Genomic DNA, 17,569 nt, shown 5'->3' on the forward strand with positions numbered 1-17,569 from the left:
GATCACTTCGCCTTCTCGAGGATCTCGACCAGACGCCAGCGCTTGGTCGCGCTCAGCGGACGGGTCTCGTTGATGACGACCAGGTCGCCGACACCCGCGGTGTTCGCCTCGTCGTGCGCCTTCACCTTCGAGGTCCGGCGGATGACCTTGCCGTAGAGGGGGTGCTTCACGCGGTCCTCGACCTCGACGACGATCGTCTTGTCCATCTTGTCCGAGACGACATAGCCACGGCGAGACTTGCGGTAACCGCGGGCGTTGGGGTCACGAACGTCGTGCTCGGAGTGCTCGTGGCCGGCCTCGACCGGAGCCTCGACAACGGCCTCCTCGGCAGCCTTCTTGGCCGGAGCCTTCTTGGCCGGAGCCTTCTTGGCGGGAGCCTTCTTGGCCGGAGCCTTCTCAGTGGTGTTCTCTGTGGTGGCCATCACTCAGCCTCCTCCTTGGCGGCGGCGTCGTCATCCGACTTCGCGGCCTTCGTCTTGCGAGCCTTGGTCGCCTTCTCGACGGGAGCGGGCGTGGCACGGATGCCGAGCTCGCGCTCGCGGATGACGGTGTACAGCCGCGCGATGTCGCGCTTGACCGCACGGATGCGGCCGTGGCTGTCGAGCTGGCCGGTGGCCGACTGGAAGCGCAGGTTGAACAGCTCTTCCTTGGCCTTGCGCAGCTCCTCGACCAGGCGCTGGTCTTCGAACGTGTCGAGCTCGCTCGGGGCGAGCGTCTTGGTGCCGATCGCCATTACGCGTCGCCCTCCTCGCGCTTGATGATGCGTGCCTTCAGGGGCAGCTTGTGGATGGCACGGGTCAGGGCCTCACGAGCGAGCTGCTCGTTGACGCCGGCGACCTCGAACAGGACGCGACCCGGCTTGACGTTTGCGACCCACCACTCCGGCGAACCCTTACCCGAACCCATGCGGGTTTCGGCAGGCTTCTTGGTCAGCGGACGGTCGGGGTAGATGTTGATCCACACCTTTCCACCACGCTTGATGTGACGGGTCATCGCGATACGAGCGGACTCGATCTGACGGTTGGTCACGTAAGCGGGGGTCAGGGCCTGGATGCCGAACTCACCGAACGACACCTTCGTGCCACCGGTGGCCTGGCCATCGCGACCCGGGTGGTGCTGCTTGCGGTACTTGACCTTGCGGGGGATGAGCATTATGCCGACGCTCCTTCTGCGACCGGGGCCTCAGCGGCGCGGTTGTCGCGACGGGGGCCACGACGGTCACCACGCTCGCGCGCGGGCTTCTGGTTCGCCTGCTCGCGGGCCAGTTCCTTGTTGGTGAGGTCGCCCTTGTAGATCCAGACCTTCACGCCGATGCGGCCGAAGGTGGTCTTGGCCTCGTAGAAGCCGTAGTCGATGTTCGCGCGCAGGGTGTGCAGGGGCACACGACCTTCACGGTAGAACTCCGACCGGCTCATCTCCGCGCCGCCGAGGCGACCCGAGACCTGGATCCGGACACCCTTGGCGCCGGCACGCTGCGCGCCCTGCAGACCCTTACGCATGGCGCGACGGAATGCGACACGAGCAGACAGCTGCTCGGCGATGCCCTGAGCGACCAGCTGAGCGTCGGCCTCGGGGTTCTTGACCTCGAGGATGTTCAGCTGGATCTGCTTGCCGGTGAGCTTCTCGAGGTCGGCGCGGATGCGCTCGGCCTCGGCGCCACGGCGACCGATCACGATGCCCGGGCGGGCGGTGTGGATGTCGACGCGGACGCGGTCACGCGTGCGCTCGATCTCGATGTTGCTGACACCGGCACGGTCGAGCTGCGTCTTCAGCAGTCGACGGATCTTGATGTCCTCGGCCACGTAGTCCGCGTAGCGCTGACCCGGCTTGGTCGAATCCGAGAACCACCGCGACACGTGGTCGGTGGTGATGCCCAGGCGGAAGCCGTACGGGTTGACTTTCTGTCCCATTACTTGCTCGCCTTCTTCTGGGTAGCGGGCGCGGTCTCAGCAACCTCGGGGGTCGCGAGGACAACCGTGATGTGGCTGGTGCGCTTCTTGATCTGGAATGCACGACCCTGCGCGCGCGGCTGGAACCGCTTGAGCGTCGTTCCCTCATCGACGTACGCGTTCTTGACGAACAGCGCACCCTCGTCGAAGTAGGTGCCCTCGTTGTCGGCCTTCACGCGAGCGTTCGCGATGGCCGAAGCGACCAGCTTGTAGATCGGCTCGCTCGCACCCTGCGGCGCGAACTTCAGGATTGCAAGGGCCTCTTCGGCCTGCTTGCCCTTGATGAGCGCGACGACACGACGAGCCTTCTGAGGGGTCACGCGGATGTGTCGCACGCGTGCGATGGACTCCACCATTTCTCTCTCCTCTTGCGCCCCCGCGTCAGCGGCGGCGGCCCTTCTTGTCGTCCTTCTCGTGGCCGCGGAAGGTGCGGGTGGGCGCGAACTCGCCCAGCTTGTGGCCGACCATGGTTTCGGTCACGAACACAGGGATGTGCTTGCGACCGTCGTGCACGGCGATGGTGTGCCCGAGCATGGCCGGGATGATCATCGAGCGGCGCGACCAGGTCTTGATGACGTTCTTCGAACCCGATTCGTTCTGGGAGACGACCTTGCGAAGCAGGTGCTCGTCGACGAAGGGGCCCTTCTTGAGACTGCGTGGCATCTTCTGTTCCTACCTACTTGCGCTTCTTGCCGGCCGTGCGGCGGCGGACGATGAGCTTGTCGCTTTCCTTGTTGGCGTGGCGCGTACGGCCCTCCGCCTGACCCCACGGGCTCACGGGGTGACGACCACCAGAGGTCTTGCCCTCACCACCACCGTGCGGGTGGTCGACCGGGTTCATCGCGACACCGCGGACGGTCGGGCGCACGCCCTTCCAGCGCTTGCGGCCGGCCTTACCCCAGTTGATGTTCGACTGTTCGGCGTTGCCGACCTCGCCGATGGTTGCGCGGCAGCGTGCGTCGACGTTGCGGATCTCACCCGAGGGCAGACGAAGCTGCGCGTACGGGCCGTCCTTGGCGACAAGGCGAACCGCTGCTCCTGCCGAGCGGGCCATCTTCGCGCCGCCGCCGGGGCGCAGCTCGATGGCGTGCACGACGGTACCGGTCGGGATGTTGCGCAGGGGCAGGTTGTTGCCGGGCTTGATGTCGGCCGAGGCGCCCGACTCCACGATGTCACCCTGCTGCAGCTTGTTCGGAGCGAGGATGTAACGCTTCTCGCCGTCGACGTAGTGCAGCAGCGCGATGCGCGCGGTGCGGTTGGGGTCGTACTCGATGTGCGCGACCTTGGCGTTGATGCCGTCCTTGTCGTTACGACGGAAGTCGATCACGCGGTACTGACGCTTGTGTCCGCCACCGATGTGACGCGTGGTGATGCGGCCCTGGTTGTTGCGGCCACCGGTCTTCGCGATGGGACGAAGGAGCGACTTCTCGGGCGTCGATCGGGTGATCTCAGCGAAGTCCGCCACCGACGAGCCGCGGCGACCGGGGGTCGTGGGCTTGTACTTGCGAATTGCCATGTCTCTAGTCCTCTATCCCGACTGTCAGCCGACTGCCGTGAAGATGTCGATGGAGCCCGACTTCAGCGTGACGATGGCGCGCTTGGTGTCCTTGCGCTTGCCCATGCCGAAACGGGTGCGACGGGCCTTGCCGACGCGGTTGATCGTGTTGACCGACGCCACCTTGACGCCGAAGATCTTCTCGATCGCGAGCTTGATCTCGGTCTTGGTCGCACGCGGGTCCACGAGGAACGTGTACTTGCCCTCGTCGATGAGCGAGTAGCTCTTCTCGGAGACGACCGGCTTCAGGATGATGTCGCGCGGGTCCTTGTTGACAGCGGTCATGCGGAGACCTCCTGGGTGGAGACGGTCTTCGACGCGACGAACGCGTCGTAGGCAGCCTTGGTGAAGACGATGTCGTCCGAGACGAGCACGTCGTAGGCGTTGAGCTGGTCGACGTAGAGCACGTGCACGTACGCGAGGTTGCGGACGCTCAGGATGCTGGTCTCGTCGTCGCGGGTGACGACCACGAGCACGTTCTTCGCCGGGGCGAGGTTGCCGAGGACCGCGACAGCAGCCTTCGTGGACGGAGCGCCTTCGATGCCGAACGAGTCGACGATGTGCAGGCGGTCACCGCGAGCGCGATCGCTCAGCGCACCGAGGAGCGCGGCGGCGATCATCTTCTTGGGCGTGCGCTGGCCGTAGTCGCGGGGCTTGGGGCCGTGGACGATGCCACCACCGGTCATGTGCGGCGCGCGGATCGAACCCTGACGGGCGTTACCCGTGCCCTTCTGCTTGAAGGGCTTGCGACCGGCACCCGAGACCTCACCGCGACGCTTGGTCGAGTGTGTTCCCTGGCGAGCCGCGGCGCGCTGCGCAACGACGACCTGGTGGATGAGCGGAATGTTCGTCTTGACGTCGAACAGGGCGGCGGGCAGCTCAACCGAGCCGGCCTTCTTGCCGTCAGCCTTGTGGACGTCGAGCGCGAGAGTCGAGTCAGCCATGATCAGGCACCCTTCACTGCGTTGCGGACGTAGACGATGCGACCACGCGCACCGGGGACAGCGCCCTTGACGAGCAGCAGACCCTTCTCGGCGTCGACTGCGTGGACGGTGAGGTTGAGCACGGTGACACGATCGCCACCCATGCGACCTGCCATCCGCATGCCCTTGAACACGCGGCTGGGGGTCGAGGAGGCGCCGATCGAACCGGGCTTGCGGTGGTTACGGTGCGCACCGTGCGAGGCCGAGACGCCCTTGAAGTTGTGACGCTTCATGACACCCGCGGTGCCCTTGCCCTTGCTCGTGCCGACGACGTCGACGAGCTGGCCCGCCTCGAACACGCCGTCGACGGTGAGCTCCTGACCGAGTGAGTAGTCAGCAGCATCCGCCGTGCGCACCTCGGCGAGGTGGCGGCGCGGGGTGACGCCGGCGGCCTCGAAGTGAGCCGAGAGCGGCTTGTTCACCTTGCGGGGGTCGATCTGGCCGTACGCGATCTGCACGGCGTTGTAGCCGTCCTTCTCGGGCGTGCGAACCTGGGTGACCACGTTGGGGGCCACCTCGATGACCGTGACGGGAACGAGCTTGCCGTTCTCGTCCCAGACCTGGGTCATGCCGAGCTTGGTGCCCAGCAGGCCCTTGGAAACCTTTTCGTTGATGTGTGCCATGGTCGAGGTCCTCAGAGCTTGATCTCGATGTTGACGTCGGCCGGCAGGTCAAGGCGCATCAGCGAGTCGACGGCCTTGGGCGTCGGGTCGATGATGTCGATCAGACGCTTGTGGGTGCGCATCTCGAAGTGCTCGCGGCTGTCCTTGTACTTGTGGGGCGACCGGATGACGCACACGACGTTCTTCTCGGTCGGAAGCGGCACGGGTCCTACGACCGTCGCGCCCGCTCGGGTCACGGTGTCGACGATCTTGCGCGCCGAGCTGTCAAGCCCCGCGTGGTCGTACGACTTCAGGCGAATGCGGATCTTCTGTCCCGCCATTGTCTGCTCACTCTCTTTCTCGCGTCTTACCTCTGAACCCCGATCGGTTCGGGGCACGGGCATTGGACGCACCGTGGCGCTTGCACGCCGTGGCACTTCACTCCGCTGCATGGGGATGCATGTTGCGGATGCTGCACCGCTGTTCTGATGTCAACCCGGACGCTCGCGCATCCGGTCCCGCACGACACGCACGCGTGTCACCCTGGCAAGCAGGGATGCTGTGTGGGAAACGTGTTCTGCTGCCCGCGGCCTAGACTCTGCGCTTCCGCGCGTTCTATGCACTGCCCTGGCAGTGATCCAGGCGCACAGCAGTGCGCACCGGAATGTGGAACCTGAACAGTCTACGTGCATCCCGGGCGTGTCGCAAACTCGCGCCGGATTCGATCCGTGAGCTCGAAACCTTCCCAGCCGAGTTGTCCCTCCCCCAGCCGAGTTGTCCCTCCCCCGGCCGAGTTGTCCTTCGCTCAGCCGAGTTGTCACTCACCCAGGCGAGTTGTCCTTGAGTCAGCCGCGCTGTCACTCTGCGCGAAGTGCCGGGTAGAGCCGGATCTCCCGCAGATACTCCACGAACTCGTCGAAGCACTGCATCTGTTCGAAGCCCCACCGGTATGGCTGCCATCCGGTCGCCGCTCGAATCTTGCGCTCACGCTCCGCCTGCGCAGCAAGAACGTCGTCGCGGTGACGGCCCCGCAGGATGTCGCCATCGCTGTACTTCACCTCACCGTCGAACTCGCACCAGAGCCCGGCATCCGGCCACGCGAAGTCGAGCAACGCGTACTTCCCACCGCCCAGTGCCACCCGGTATTGCAGTTCGGGTTTGCGGATGCCGAGCTGAGCCATCCAGAGCCTGCTCACGCTCTCGCCCGGAAGTTGGGCACGTCCGTCCGCAAAGCGCGTGACGAATCGCGCCTGGATGATGCCGCGGGCGCCCGGGTTGGCGAAGACACGAGCGCGGACGAGGGCGCGGCATTCCTCGGCGGCGGCGTGGTCATATTCGTTCGTTGTCTCATCCCACCCGGCCAGCCGGAGCGCCGCATCGAAGCAAGCCACGGCGGTTTCTAACGACTCCGTGCGGATGACGTCATAGACAGTTCGATCGAGACTCGTGACGCGCATCCCCTCCCGCTCAACGATCTCGCTCTCGTCGAGCGGCGCGAAGTGCCACGTCACGTCGGATCCGTTCCGGCGCGGATGTTCACCGAACAGGGTCATCGAAACCCGATTCGTGCCGGTCCGGTAGAGCGGAAGCCCGTGAAGAGCAGCAGCGGTGGCGTGTGACCAAGCTCCCGATCGCGTACGTCGACGGCCGTCGACGGCCAGCGCGCGCAAACGAAGGCGCTCTTCCGCGTAGACGGCATCCCAATCGGAAGCCAGGACGAGCGCGCCAGGACGCAGGGAAGCGAGGCGCTTCCCTGCCACCCCGCGACGCGGCAGCCCGATGTCCGTATCCGAGAGGCTGAACAGCTGCGCTGGTGGACGGCGACGAGTCATGGCATCCACGGTGCACCGTCGTTACCCACTCGCGCGGGAGTGCGCCACGCGCGAGAAGTATTGCCGCTGGGGCTGCAGGTGGGGAGGAGCTGATCGGGGACGGCTCGTCGACCTACTCGGGCCGGTCAGCCAGGGACAACTCGCGTCAGCGAGGGACAACTCGCGTCAGCAAAGGACAACTCGCGTCAGCAAAGGACAACTGGCGTCAGCCAGGGACAACTCGCGTCAGCCAGGGACAACTCGCGTCAGCGAAGGACAACTCGCGGGAAAGTGATGGGGATGCAGGAAGCCCCCACACCGAAGTGCGGGGGCTTCTTGGGCAAAGCTTTGCGGTTAGGCGTCCTGACGCTCGCGGCGAGCCGCGAAGACCGTGACGAGCACACCGCCGAGCAGCAGTACGCCGCCACCGATCCAGACGCCGAGCATCGAGCTCGCGTCGAAACCTGTCGTGGCGAGCGTCGCGTTGATCGTGAGGGTGATGGACTCGCTGCCGAGCGTGCCGACAAGCGTGTAGGTCCCCGTGGCGTTCGACGGAAGCGTGACGGTGACGGTCTCGCCCACGGCCTTGGAAACCTGGGTAGAGGTCGGCGCAGCCTTCACCATGGCGAGGCTGCCCGGCCCGACGCCCTCACCGGTCAGGGTGTAGGTGACGGTGCCGGTGCCGCTGAAGTCGAACAGGAACGTCGCCGACCCGCCGGCCGGAATCGTTGTCGTCGCGCCGGACGGCCCAACGGGCGTGTAGGCCATCGCTGCCGTAGGTGCGGCAACGAGAGCGACGATAGCGATTGCGACCGCCGCGATCTTGGTACGTAGGCTCTTCATAGTGTCTCCCCGACGTAGAAAAAGTCTGTTTGGTTTATTGCCGACATGCGGCGTGGGGGGCGTTTTGCGCGGAGGCCATCGCTGCCTGGAACAGCCCTCGTCCTCCCCGAGTTGTTCCCAGGCTACCCACAGTTTCGCGAATACCACAATCGGAGCCGTGAAACGGGACGCAATGTTCACCGGTTCGAAACAAAGTGCTCCCCGAGACACAACCCCCGAAGCAGGGGGTTTCCAGTATGACGACAGGGGCCGCCCGCATGACGCGAGCGACCCCTGTCGAGAGATTCCGAAGATTACTTCAGGATCTTCGTGACCGTGCCGGCGCCGACGGTGCGGCCACCCTCACGGATCGCAAAGCCGAGGCCCTCTTCCATGGCGATGGGCTGGATCAGCTCGACCGTCATGTCGGTGGTGTCACCGGGCATGACCATCTCGGTGCCCTCGGGCAGCGTGATGACGCCGGTCACGTCGGTGGTGCGGAAGTAGAACTGCGGGCGGTAGTTCGTGAAGAACGGGTTGTGACGGCCACCCTCGTCCTTGGACAGGATGTACGCCGTGCCCTCGAAGTTGGTGTGAGGGGTAACCGAACCGGGCTTCACGACGACCTGGCCGCGCTCCACGTCCTCGCGCTTGGTGCCGCGAAGAAGCAGACCACAGTTCTCGCCGGCCCACGCCTCGTCGAGCTGCTTGTGGAACATCTCGATACCGGTAACCGTGGTCTTCTGCGTCGGGCGGATGCCGACGATCTCGACCTCGGAGTTGATCGCGAGAGTGCCACGCTCGGCGCGGCCCGTGACGACGGTGCCACGACCGGTGATGGTGAAGACGTCCTCGATGGGCATGAGGAACGGCTTGTCCTTGTCACGCACCGGGTCGGGGATGGACTCGTCGACGGCCTCCATGAGCTCGACGATCGAGTTGACCCACTGCTCGTCACCCTCGAGAGCCTTCAGGCCCGAGACACGGATGACGGGAGCGTTGTCACCGTCGAAGTCCTGGCTCGAGAGCAGCTCGCGGACCTCGAGCTCGACGAGCTCCAGGATCTCCTCGTCGTCGACCATGTCAGCCTTGTTCAGCGCAACGAGCAGGTAAGGAACACCGACCTGCTTGGCGAGCAGAACGTGCTCACGGGTCTGAGCCATCGGGCCGTCGGTGGCGGCGACCACGAGGATCGCGCCGTCCATCTGGGCAGCACCGGTGATCATGTTCTTGATGTAGTCAGCGTGACCCGGGGCGTCAACGTGTGCGTAGTGACGCTTCGGGGTCTCGTACTCGACGTGCGAGATGTTGATCGTGATACCGCGCTGACGCTCCTCGGGAGCCGAGTCGATCGACGCGAAGTCACGCTGCACGTTGGTGGCCGACGGGTACTTGTCGGCGAGCACCTTCGAGATCGCCGCGGTGAGCGTCGTCTTGCCGTGGTCAACGTGACCGATCGTTCCGATGTTCACGTGCGGCTTGGTCCGCTCGAACTTGGCCTTAGCCACTGGGTCCTCCTCAGGACGGTCATGTAGAAGCTCCGGGCGCTGGATTGCGACCGGCACTCTACGGGGATGTCTCTCAGTCTAGGCGAGAGGGTGTGTGTGTTTCTGGTGTGAAGTTGTAACCCCGAAGAACCGGATGCCGCGGGCGCGGCATCCGTGGGCGATCACTCGCCCTTGTTCTTCTGGACGATTTCGTCGGCGACGGCCTTGGGGACCTCCGCGTAGCTGTCGAACTCCATCGAGTAGACCGCGCGGCCCGAGGTCTTCGAGCGCAGGTCGCCGATGTAGCCGAACATCTCCGACAGGGGAACCAGGGCACGGACGACCTTGACGCCCGCGGCATCCTCCATGGACTGGATCTGGCCGCGACGGGAGTTCAGGTCACCGATGACGTCACCCATGTACTCCTCGGGAGTACGCACCTCGACCGCCATGAGCGGCTCGAGGATGACGGGGTTCGCCTTGCGGACGGCCTCCTTGAAGCCCATCGAACCGGCGATCTTGAACGCCATTTCCGACGAGTCGACGTCGTGCGACGCGCCGTCGTTCAGGATCGCCTTGATGCCGACCATGGGGTAGCCGGCCAGGACACCGACGTTCATCGCGTCCTGGAAGCCCTGGTTGGTGGGCTCGATGTACTCGCGCGGGATGCGGCCACCGGTGACCTTGTTCTCGAACTCGTAGATCTTCTCGGCAGTGACCTCGAGGGGCTCGAGCGCAAACTGGATCTTCGCGAACTGACCCGATCCACCGGTCTGCTTCTTGTGCGTGTAGTCGTGACGCTCGACGGCCTTGCGGATCGTCTCGCGGTAGGCCACCTGCGGCTTGCCGACGTTGGCCTCGACCTTGAACTCGCGCTTCATGCGGTCAACGAGGATGTCGAGGTGAAGCTCCCCCATCCCCTTGATGACGGTCTGACCCGTCTCCGAGTTCTGCTCGACGCGGAACGTGGGGTCCTCTTCGGCGAGCTTCTGGATCGCGAGACCCAGCTTCTCCTGGTCGGCCTTCGTCTTGGGCTCGATGGCGACCTCGATAACCGGCTCCGGGAACGTCATCGACTCGAGGACGACCTGGTTGTCGGCATCCGACAGGGTGTCACCGGTCGTCGTGTCCTTCAGGCCGATGACCGCGTAGATGTGACCAGCGGTGACCGACTCGACCGGGTTCTCCTTGTTCGCGTGCATCTGGAAGATCTTCCCGACGCGCTCCTTCTTGCCCTTCGTCGAGTTGACGACGGCAGAACCGGAGTCGAGGTGACCGGAGTACACGCGGATGTAGGTCAGGCGTCCGAAGAACGGGTGCGAAACGACCTTGAACGCGAGAGCAGCGAACGGCTCCTCGCGGTCGGCGTGACGCTCGATGATCTTCTCTTCGTCCTTGGGGTCGTGGGCCTCGATCGAGGGGACGTCCAGGGGCGAGGGGAGGTAGTCCACGACAGCGTCGAGCATCGGCTGCACACCGCGGTTCTTGAACGCGGAACCACAGAGCACCGGGTAGGCCTCACCGGCGATCGTGAGCTTGCGAACAGCACCCTTGATCTCTTCGGGGGTGAGCTCCTCGCCACCGAAGTACTTCTCGAGCAGCTCGTCGTCGGTCTCGGCGACGGCCTCGAGCAGCTTCGCGCGGTACTCCTCGGCCTTCTCGACGAGGTCGGCCGGGATCTCCTGGATCTCGTACTTCGCGCCCATCGTCACGTCACCCTTGGCGTCACCGGGCCACACCAGCGCACGCTTGTAGATGAGGTCGATGACACCGACGAAGTCGTTCTCGACCCCGATCGGGATCTGCAGCACGAGCGGCTTGGCCTTGAGGCGGCTGACGATCGTGTCGACGGTGAAGTAGAAGTCCGCGCCGAGCTTGTCCATCTTGTTGACGAAGCAGATGCGGGGGACGTTGTACTTGTCGGCCTGACGCCACACCGTCTCGGACTGGGGCTCAACGCCCTCCTTGCCGTCGAAGACGGCGACTGCGCCATCGAGGACGCGCAGCGAGCGCTCCACCTCGACGGTGAAGTCGACGTGACCCGGCGTGTCGATGATGTTGATCTGGTTGCCCTCCCAGAAGCAGGTGACTGCCGCGGAGGTGATCGTGATCCCGCGCTCCTGCTCCTGCTCCATCCAGTCGGTGGTGGCAGCGCCGTCGTGAGTTTCACCGATCTTGTGGTTGACACCCGTGTAGAAGAGGATGCGCTCGGTCGTCGTCGTCTTGCCGGCGTCGATGTGAGCCATGATGCCGATGTTGCGGACCTTGTTCAGGTCGGTGAGCACTTCTTGTGCCACGGGATGTCCTTACGTGTGGTGAGGGATGTCGCGGACTCTGCCGTTCCCGCAGGTTCGTGGCCTGCGGGAACGGCGGAGGGGTGTTACCAGCGGTAGTGGGCGAATGCGCGGTTCGACTCGGCCATCTTGTGGGTGTCTTCGCGGCGCTTGACCGCGGCACCGAGGCCGTTCGAGGCATCCAGGATTTCGTTCTGCAGGCGCTCGGTCATCGTCTTCTCACGACGACCCTTCGCGTAGCTGACAAGCCAGCGCAGCGCGAGGGTGTTCGCACGGTGCGGCTTGACCTCAACGGGAACCTGGTAGGTGGAACCACCGACGCGGCGGCTCTTGACCTCGAGGGTGGGGCGCACGTTGTCGAGCGCCTTCTTGAGGGTGGCAACAGCGTCCTGGCCGTTCTTGGACTCGACACCCGACAGAGCGCCGTACACGATCGACTCGGCGAGCGACTTCTTGCCGTCGACGAGGATCTTGTTGACCAGCTGGGTGACGATCGGAGCGCCGTAGACCGGGTCGTTGACGACGGGGCGCTTGGGGGCGGGACCCTTACGAGGCATTTTTCTCAGCCCTTCTTCGCGCCGTAGCGACTACGGGCCTGCTTGCGGTTCTTGACAGCCTGGGTGTCCAGGGCGCCGCGGACGATCTTGTAGCGCACACCGGGAAGGTCCTTCACACGGCCGCCGCGCACCAGCACGAGCGAGTGCTCCTGCAGGTTGTGGCCCTCGCCGGGGATGTAGGCGGTCACCTCGGTGCCGTTACGCAGCTTCACACGAGCGACCTTGCGCATCGCCGAGTTCGGCTTCTTGGGGGTGGTGGTGTAGACGCGGGTGCAGACCCCGGCCTGCTGCGGGTTCGACTTCAGTGCGGGGGCCTTGGTCTTGCTGACCTTGGGCGACCGTCCCTTTCGAACCAACTGCTGAATGGTTGGCACGTTTTCTCCTTGGTTGTGCTGCACGGTGACAGCTCGTGGTTTCACCACAGATCCACCGGCGCGCCAGAAGTCTGTCGCGAGTCGTGTGGTGGATATGCCGTGGGGGTGGCCTGTTCGCAGGCCGTTCCCTGATGTGCGGACCGCGCTTGCCTTGCGATACACCGAGGCGCAGCACAAGTGGCGCGCAGGCGCACACCCGATCAATGATACGCGGGTTTTCGGAGGTCGGTCAAACGCAGAACATTCTCGACCCTGCTGTCAACGCGACGCGCGGACCAGTCGCAACTCAAGGTCGCCGAGCAGCATCCGTTCCCCGGCCGGAGCTTCCCCTCCGGCAGCGAGTTCGAGCTCGCTCCCCGTGACCGAAATCACAACGACGCCGTTCGTGGACCCGAGATCGACGACGTGCCACTGTTCGCCGCGCAACTCCAACCGAGCGTGTGTCTTGGAGACCGTGACGTCATCGAGTGCCACGAGCTGCGCGCCCGAGTGAGCAGGGTCGGGTGACGGGCGCCGCCCGAGGATGACGACCTGCGCGCGCAACTCGAACTCGTCGCCCGCCGCCGTCACGAGCGACCACCGCTGACGATTGCGGTGGGCCAGCAGCGTCGCGTCGAAGTCACCGTCGGCGTCAGCGGATGATGACACCGCCGATCGCGCCATTCGCGGCGATCCCGCCACCGGGGAACCGACGATCGCCGAAACTGCACCCGAGGTCTCGGGGAAGGGCTCTGCGTCCGGCCCCGTCGCCCAGTGTTCGCCGTCGGCAACCGGCGGGAACAGGGGCGCGTCCTCATAGGGCGACCGACCGCTGACCGCCGAAACCGGCGCCGGTGCGCCGGGAACGGCATCCGTCACATCATCGATCGGCTCACCCGCCGGCACGCGGCCGGGGGCATCCGCGTCGGCCGCCGGCGCCAGGCCCGTAGCACCGGTCTCGGGAGGTCGCGCAGCACGCGCGGGCGGCGCGAACGGTTCGGGGGCAGCGGCGGGTTCAGGGGCAGCAGCGGGTTCGTCCCGTGCTGCCGGCTCGTCGGGAGCGGATGGCGCCGGCTCCCGCGTATTGGATGCCGGCACCTGCCGTGCCTCCTCGGGCACCTCTGCCGACGGCGACGCAGCCGGCGCGACGGGAGGCACCAATGCCGGCGGACTCTGCTCGGCCTCGGCGAACGCGGAGAGCAGGTCCCATCCGTCGTCGTCGGCGCGGGACTCCTCCGCATGCGATCGCGAGTCAGCGTATTCCACGGGCGCAGAAGGCTCGAGGGGCGGTGGGGCGAACGGGGAGACGGCAGGCGGGGCTGGTGGAGGCGGTGGCGCTGACGCCGCTCTCCCCCCGCCAGCGTCGGAGGCACCGAACACTCCAGCATCGGCTGCCGTGCCACGACGGCGGCGGCCTTCCCGTCCGATCCAGCGCGCTGATCCGAAACCGAGCACCGTCGCCCACACGGGCAGCAGCAGAGCCGCCAGCACCGTCATCCCTCCCCCATACCCGAAGGAGAGTCCGATGCGATGCGCGGCGACGATCATGAGAACCCAGACAGCGACAGCGCCGAACCCCGGGACCACCAGCAGCAGGACCCACCATCCCGGAATGCCTCCCAGAACGAGCAACGCTGCGATGTTCAGGAACGGGACCCACGCTTTCCAACGCGGCTCACCCGACTTCGCGAAGACAGCCCCGAGTGCGAGGGCGCACCAGACGTACAGGGCGATCATCGTCACCGAGACGGGGATCAACAGAATCAGCGCCTGATTCATCGCTGTGCCGTCGGTCATGGCATCCACCCTAGGCCGCAGCCATGCGCGACGACGCGTCCGGTCACCGTAGAGCCATCACTCCCCGACGGCGTCACGAGGATCGAAGGGCGCGTCCAGCGACCGGGCGAGATCGTCGAGCATCGCCGTGATCTGCGGCTCGACGTACTGGCTGACTCCCTGTTGGATGCGCAGTCGATGATGGAGCAGGATCGTGCAGACATCCCGCCCGATCATGTTGGCATAGTCGTCGGCCAGCCCGACCTCTTGGCGCAGCGCCGCCTTCGCCTCGGGGCTCAGGGGCGGAAGCGCCGGAACATCGGCGTCCGCCTCGTCGGCAAGACCCGAGATCGTGAACAGGAACGGAGCACCGGGAACCGGATCAGGGTCCAGCGGCAGACCCTCGAACTCGGGTTCAAGGCCTTCTGCCGGCCGGTAGCTGCGGGCGCGGTTACGGGCAGCCTGCTGATCGAGTTCCGCCTGCAGCATCGGGAGGTTCTGTGCCGTGTAATCGGCAACCGCATGGTCGACGATCGTCTTGATGCGGGTCGACAGGCCGTGCTGCACACCGTGCGGCACATCGGAGCCAAGACCCGCCGCCGACAGGATTGGTGACCCGAAGCACCGTCGACACGGCGCCACCCGCCCGCGGTGGGTCGCGGGTTCCCAGCGCGGAAGCCAGCGCAGCCAGGCATCGACTGCCTGGCTCACCTCCGTCTCGAGCGAGCGCTCCACACCTCTACGGTAGCGCCGGAGCCCTCGTCCGCCGAGGCTCCGTCGCAGACTGCGCGTGTCGAGGCGCTCACTCGTCGTCCTCTCGTTCCCACGGCCACCGGGCGTTTTCATCGGCGCCGCGCACGACTGCCAGAGCCATCGCCGCTGCCAGGATCGCCGCTGCGATCACGACCAGACCCGGCCAAGTGGTTGCTGCGCGCCCGACGGCGGAGAGCGCACGGGCGACATCCCCCGACGCGAACACGGATGCCGCGCCCAGCCCCGCGAGGTAACCGAGGAAGCCGGCAAGGCCGCTCCACAACAGCGTTCCCCAGATGCCTGGGGACAGCATCCGCGCCCAGATCGTCGCCGCCACCGCCGCGAGCGAAGCGCCGACGGCGATGATGCCCGGCGCCTGACCCAGGCCCGGCGTGACGATGACGTCCTCGTCCAGGAGCAGGCTGACGATACCGAACGCTGCGATGAGCACCGCCGCGAACAGCACGGCTCCCGCCGCCGTTGCTGCTGCCCTCCGCGACCGGCTCATGAGCTGGACGCGCTCCGAGCCACCGTCACGGGTGCTCCCACCGCGCCTTAGTACTGGTGCAGCTGCGGACCCGCCTCGAGAGTGCGCTCATACTCACGGCGCGCCTCGACGTTGAGCTCGGTCATCCGCTTGCCGCGCGCGGCAACCCACGAACCGAACCAGATCGTGAGCTCACGGCCGATGATGAAGGCAGCGATAGCCAACGGAGCCAACAGCTGGCCTTCGACCAGCTCTGCGCCCTCCGCGGCCGTGAGGTTCCAGAACGGCGCCTGGAACAGCTGCCCCAGCAGGTGCCCCCCGTAGGCCGCGACCCCGACGATGAGACCGAAGATCACCCACGCCGCCCAGCGGCCGCGGTTGATGATCGCACCAAGCAACCAGAACGCGACGAAGAACACAACGACCGGCACCCACAGGGCCCAGGTCCCCAGCGCCGCAAGCAGCGCGGTGCCGATGCTGCCCACGGTCACGGATCCGTCGATGAGGCCAAGACCGACCCAGACGGCGAGGTAGAGAACTCCGAACGAGAGCGCCGCGAGCAGGCCGATCGCGCCCGCAGCGGCACGGTTGCCGCGAGGACGCGGAGCCTCAGGCGCCTGAACGAAGATCGGCTGCGCACCGTAGGGTCCCACGCCCGGCTCGCTCGCCGTCACCACGGGTGCGACAACGGTGGCCTCGTATGCTTCGGTGGGGGCTGCCGCCTCCGCTGGCGCGGATTCGACAACAACGGGCTCGGCCTCGGGTTCGACGCTCGTCGGCTCTGCCACAGGCTCGACCACGACGGGTTCAACGACCACGGGCTCGGCGGGAGGTGCATCAGCCTCGGGCGTTGCCGACCCAGCGGCTTCGGCATCCGCGAGGCTCTCGCGCGCGCTGCCGACAACGTCATCGACGGGCGGCTCCTCGGCGACGGGCTCGCCGACCGGTTCCTCCACGGGCTCGCCGGGCGTGGGCTTGTCGTCACTCATGCGAAACTCCTCCCGAGGTAGATCCTCGGCTCGCAGAATACCCCGACCCGGGTTCAGATCCGCGGAACGAGGCCGTGCGGATGCCGATATGGATTCTCGGCGACACCGCTGAGCCACCCCCAACTCGCTGACATCACTGCCAGAGATGGATCGCGATGCGGTGGTCGTAGTCCTCCGGGTACCACGCGCTCGAGATGGTCGTCACCCAGAGCGGGCCGTGCACAGCTTGATGTTCGGTGCCGGCATCCGTCGTCGACGAACATTCCAGCGTGCCCTCCGTCGTCGCGCAGGCGAAGCCTTGACCGCGCAGGGAAGCCTCTGCCATCCCCGCGGCATCCGCTGACACAGTCGCAAAGGTCGTGACGACGGCCTGCCCTGCGCTGGTGGTCCACGTGCAGGTCCGGGCTGCGGTGGGCGCCAGGGCCGCGACGAGGTCAGACATCGCCGTTGCCGGTCCCGCCGTGGACTGACTCAGAATCGCATCGGATGTCCAGGTGAGCTCGTTCCACAGGTCGTTCGGGTACAGCTCGCGGCAGTCGGTCTCGGCGACGTCCAGCCCTTCGGCGACGACAGTGTGCGGCGTCGGGGTCGCGGCGAGCATGGTGACGGCGTTGCCCGCTGCACCTCCCGCCCACGCCATAACCAGCGGCATGGCGGGGACGGCGAACCAGACGAGCGCCCCGACAATCGCCAGAGACAGCACCATCGCGGGGACAGCGATGCGGTTGTCGCGACCGGGAACGCGAGCCATGGTGACCTCCGCCAGCAACCGTACGACGCCGACACCGTTCGAGCCGGTCGGAACCGCTCGCGACGCCCGGAAAAGTTGGCGCGAGTGTCGCGAAGCCCGCAAGACGCGACAGTTCCTTTCCGTTTTTTCCACTCAGATGCCAAGGCGCAGTGGCACACGCGGGTCGCGGGGCTGGCACCGGGTCTGGCGGGAGCCGGCGCAGCCGGCGAGGGCATGTCCCCGCGACCCGCGTGTGCCGCGGAGCCGGACATGAAGGACAACTCGGCGGAGGGAAGGACAACTCGGCGGAGGGAAGGACAACTCGGCGGAGGGAAGGACAACTCGGCGGAGGGGTGAGGGGATGCTGGGAACGACGCAGGGCCCCGGGAAATCCCGAGGCCCTGCGTGGGGTGACGACGTG

The 17,569-nt window shown here is 66.1% G+C and carries 22 protein-coding genes; all 22 read right to left on the minus strand.

Annotation, left to right across the window (positions count from 1 at the left end):
• Positions 1–2 precede the first annotated feature (2 nt).
• Entirely contained in the window at positions 3–422 is a 420-nt protein-coding gene (gene rpsQ / locus LL236_RS14975; RefSeq protein ID WP_228177319.1) for a 30S ribosomal protein S17, read from the minus strand.
• Complete coding sequence (gene rpmC, locus LL236_RS03020) at positions 422–733, minus strand: 50S ribosomal protein L29 (RefSeq protein ID WP_228177320.1); 312 nt, start codon at positions 731–733, stop codon at positions 422–424. The genes rpsQ and rpmC overlap by 1 nt, the downstream gene beginning before the upstream one ends.
• Positions 733–1,152 (minus strand): 50S ribosomal protein L16, encoded by a 420-nt coding sequence (rplP, locus tag LL236_RS03025; RefSeq protein WP_195692939.1) that lies wholly within the window; start codon positions 1,150–1,152, stop codon positions 733–735. Before rplP ends, rpmC begins: the two co-directional genes overlap by 1 nt.
• Entirely contained in the window at positions 1,152–1,910 is a 759-nt protein-coding gene (gene rpsC / locus LL236_RS03030; protein WP_195692938.1) for a 30S ribosomal protein S3, read from the minus strand. Before rpsC ends, rplP begins: the two co-directional genes overlap by 1 nt.
• Complete coding sequence (gene rplV, locus LL236_RS03035; protein WP_228177321.1) at positions 1,910–2,305, minus strand: 50S ribosomal protein L22; 396 nt, start codon at positions 2,303–2,305, stop codon at positions 1,910–1,912. Before rplV ends, rpsC begins: the two co-directional genes overlap by 1 nt.
• Before the next feature lie 25 nt (positions 2,306–2,330).
• Positions 2,331–2,612 (minus strand): 30S ribosomal protein S19, encoded by a 282-nt coding sequence (rpsS, locus tag LL236_RS03040; protein WP_194423760.1) that lies wholly within the window; start codon positions 2,610–2,612, stop codon positions 2,331–2,333.
• Positions 2,613–2,625: 13 nt separating this feature from the next.
• Entirely contained in the window at positions 2,626–3,465 is an 840-nt protein-coding gene (rplB, locus tag LL236_RS03045; protein WP_228177322.1) for a 50S ribosomal protein L2, read from the minus strand.
• Positions 3,466–3,489: 24 nt separating this feature from the next.
• The gene (gene rplW / locus LL236_RS03050; RefSeq protein ID WP_195692935.1) at positions 3,490–3,789 is read right to left on the minus strand and encodes a 50S ribosomal protein L23; all 300 of its coding nucleotides are present in this window, start codon (positions 3,787–3,789) and stop codon (positions 3,490–3,492) included.
• Entirely contained in the window at positions 3,786–4,448 is a 663-nt protein-coding gene (gene rplD / locus LL236_RS03055) for a 50S ribosomal protein L4 (protein WP_228177323.1), read from the minus strand. The genes rplW and rplD overlap by 4 nt, the downstream gene beginning before the upstream one ends.
• A 2-nt stretch (positions 4,449–4,450) precedes the next feature.
• Positions 4,451–5,110 (minus strand): 50S ribosomal protein L3, encoded by a 660-nt coding sequence (gene rplC / locus LL236_RS03060; RefSeq protein WP_228177324.1) that lies wholly within the window; start codon positions 5,108–5,110, stop codon positions 4,451–4,453.
• 11 nt (positions 5,111–5,121) lie between these two features.
• Complete coding sequence (rpsJ, locus tag LL236_RS03065; RefSeq protein WP_013584016.1) at positions 5,122–5,430, minus strand: 30S ribosomal protein S10; 309 nt, start codon at positions 5,428–5,430, stop codon at positions 5,122–5,124.
• A gap of 516 nt (positions 5,431–5,946) precedes the next feature.
• The gene (locus LL236_RS03070; protein ID WP_228177325.1) at positions 5,947–6,921 is read right to left on the minus strand and encodes a hypothetical protein; all 975 of its coding nucleotides are present in this window, start codon (positions 6,919–6,921) and stop codon (positions 5,947–5,949) included.
• A 333-nt stretch (positions 6,922–7,254) separates the two neighbouring features.
• Positions 7,255–7,743, minus strand: a complete 489-nt coding sequence (locus tag LL236_RS03075; protein ID WP_228177326.1) for an LPXTG cell wall anchor domain-containing protein — start codon at positions 7,741–7,743, stop codon at positions 7,255–7,257.
• A 293-nt stretch (positions 7,744–8,036) separates the two neighbouring features.
• On the minus strand, positions 8,037–9,230 hold the full coding sequence (tuf, locus tag LL236_RS03080) for an elongation factor Tu (RefSeq protein WP_195692931.1): 1,194 nt from the start codon (positions 9,228–9,230) through the stop codon (positions 8,037–8,039).
• Positions 9,231–9,391: 161 nt separating this feature from the next.
• Entirely contained in the window at positions 9,392–11,506 is a 2,115-nt protein-coding gene (gene fusA, locus LL236_RS03085; protein WP_228177327.1) for an elongation factor G, read from the minus strand.
• An 83-nt stretch (positions 11,507–11,589) separates the two neighbouring features.
• On the minus strand, positions 11,590–12,060 hold the full coding sequence (gene rpsG, locus LL236_RS03090; RefSeq protein WP_228177328.1) for a 30S ribosomal protein S7: 471 nt from the start codon (positions 12,058–12,060) through the stop codon (positions 11,590–11,592).
• A gap of 5 nt (positions 12,061–12,065) precedes the next feature.
• Positions 12,066–12,434, minus strand: coding sequence for a 30S ribosomal protein S12 (gene rpsL / locus LL236_RS03095; protein ID WP_013584051.1), 369 nt, complete (start codon positions 12,432–12,434; stop codon positions 12,066–12,068).
• A gap of 258 nt (positions 12,435–12,692) precedes the next feature.
• Positions 12,693–14,210 (minus strand): DUF5684 domain-containing protein, encoded by a 1,518-nt coding sequence (locus LL236_RS03100; RefSeq protein WP_228177329.1) that lies wholly within the window; start codon positions 14,208–14,210, stop codon positions 12,693–12,695.
• A 57-nt stretch (positions 14,211–14,267) separates the two neighbouring features.
• Positions 14,268–14,924: a spermidine/putrescine ABC transporter substrate-binding protein gene (locus tag LL236_RS03105; protein WP_228177330.1), complete on the minus strand. Its 657-nt coding sequence runs from the start codon at positions 14,922–14,924 to the stop codon at positions 14,268–14,270.
• Between the two features lie 67 nt (positions 14,925–14,991).
• Complete coding sequence (locus LL236_RS03110) at positions 14,992–15,450, minus strand: hypothetical protein (RefSeq protein WP_228177331.1); 459 nt, start codon at positions 15,448–15,450, stop codon at positions 14,992–14,994.
• A 47-nt stretch (positions 15,451–15,497) separates the two neighbouring features.
• On the minus strand, positions 15,498–16,418 hold the full coding sequence (locus LL236_RS03115; RefSeq protein WP_228177332.1) for an ABC transporter: 921 nt from the start codon (positions 16,416–16,418) through the stop codon (positions 15,498–15,500).
• 133 nt (positions 16,419–16,551) lie between these two features.
• Positions 16,552–17,169 carry a hypothetical protein gene (locus tag LL236_RS03120; protein ID WP_228177333.1) on the minus strand — a complete coding sequence of 206 codons (618 nt, stop codon included), beginning with the start codon at positions 17,167–17,169 and terminating at the stop codon, positions 16,552–16,554.
• Positions 17,170–17,569 lie beyond the last annotated feature (400 nt).

This window comes from Microbacterium schleiferi, assembly GCF_020781975.1.
Classification (GTDB): Bacteria; Actinomycetota; Actinomycetes; order Actinomycetales; family Microbacteriaceae; genus Microbacterium.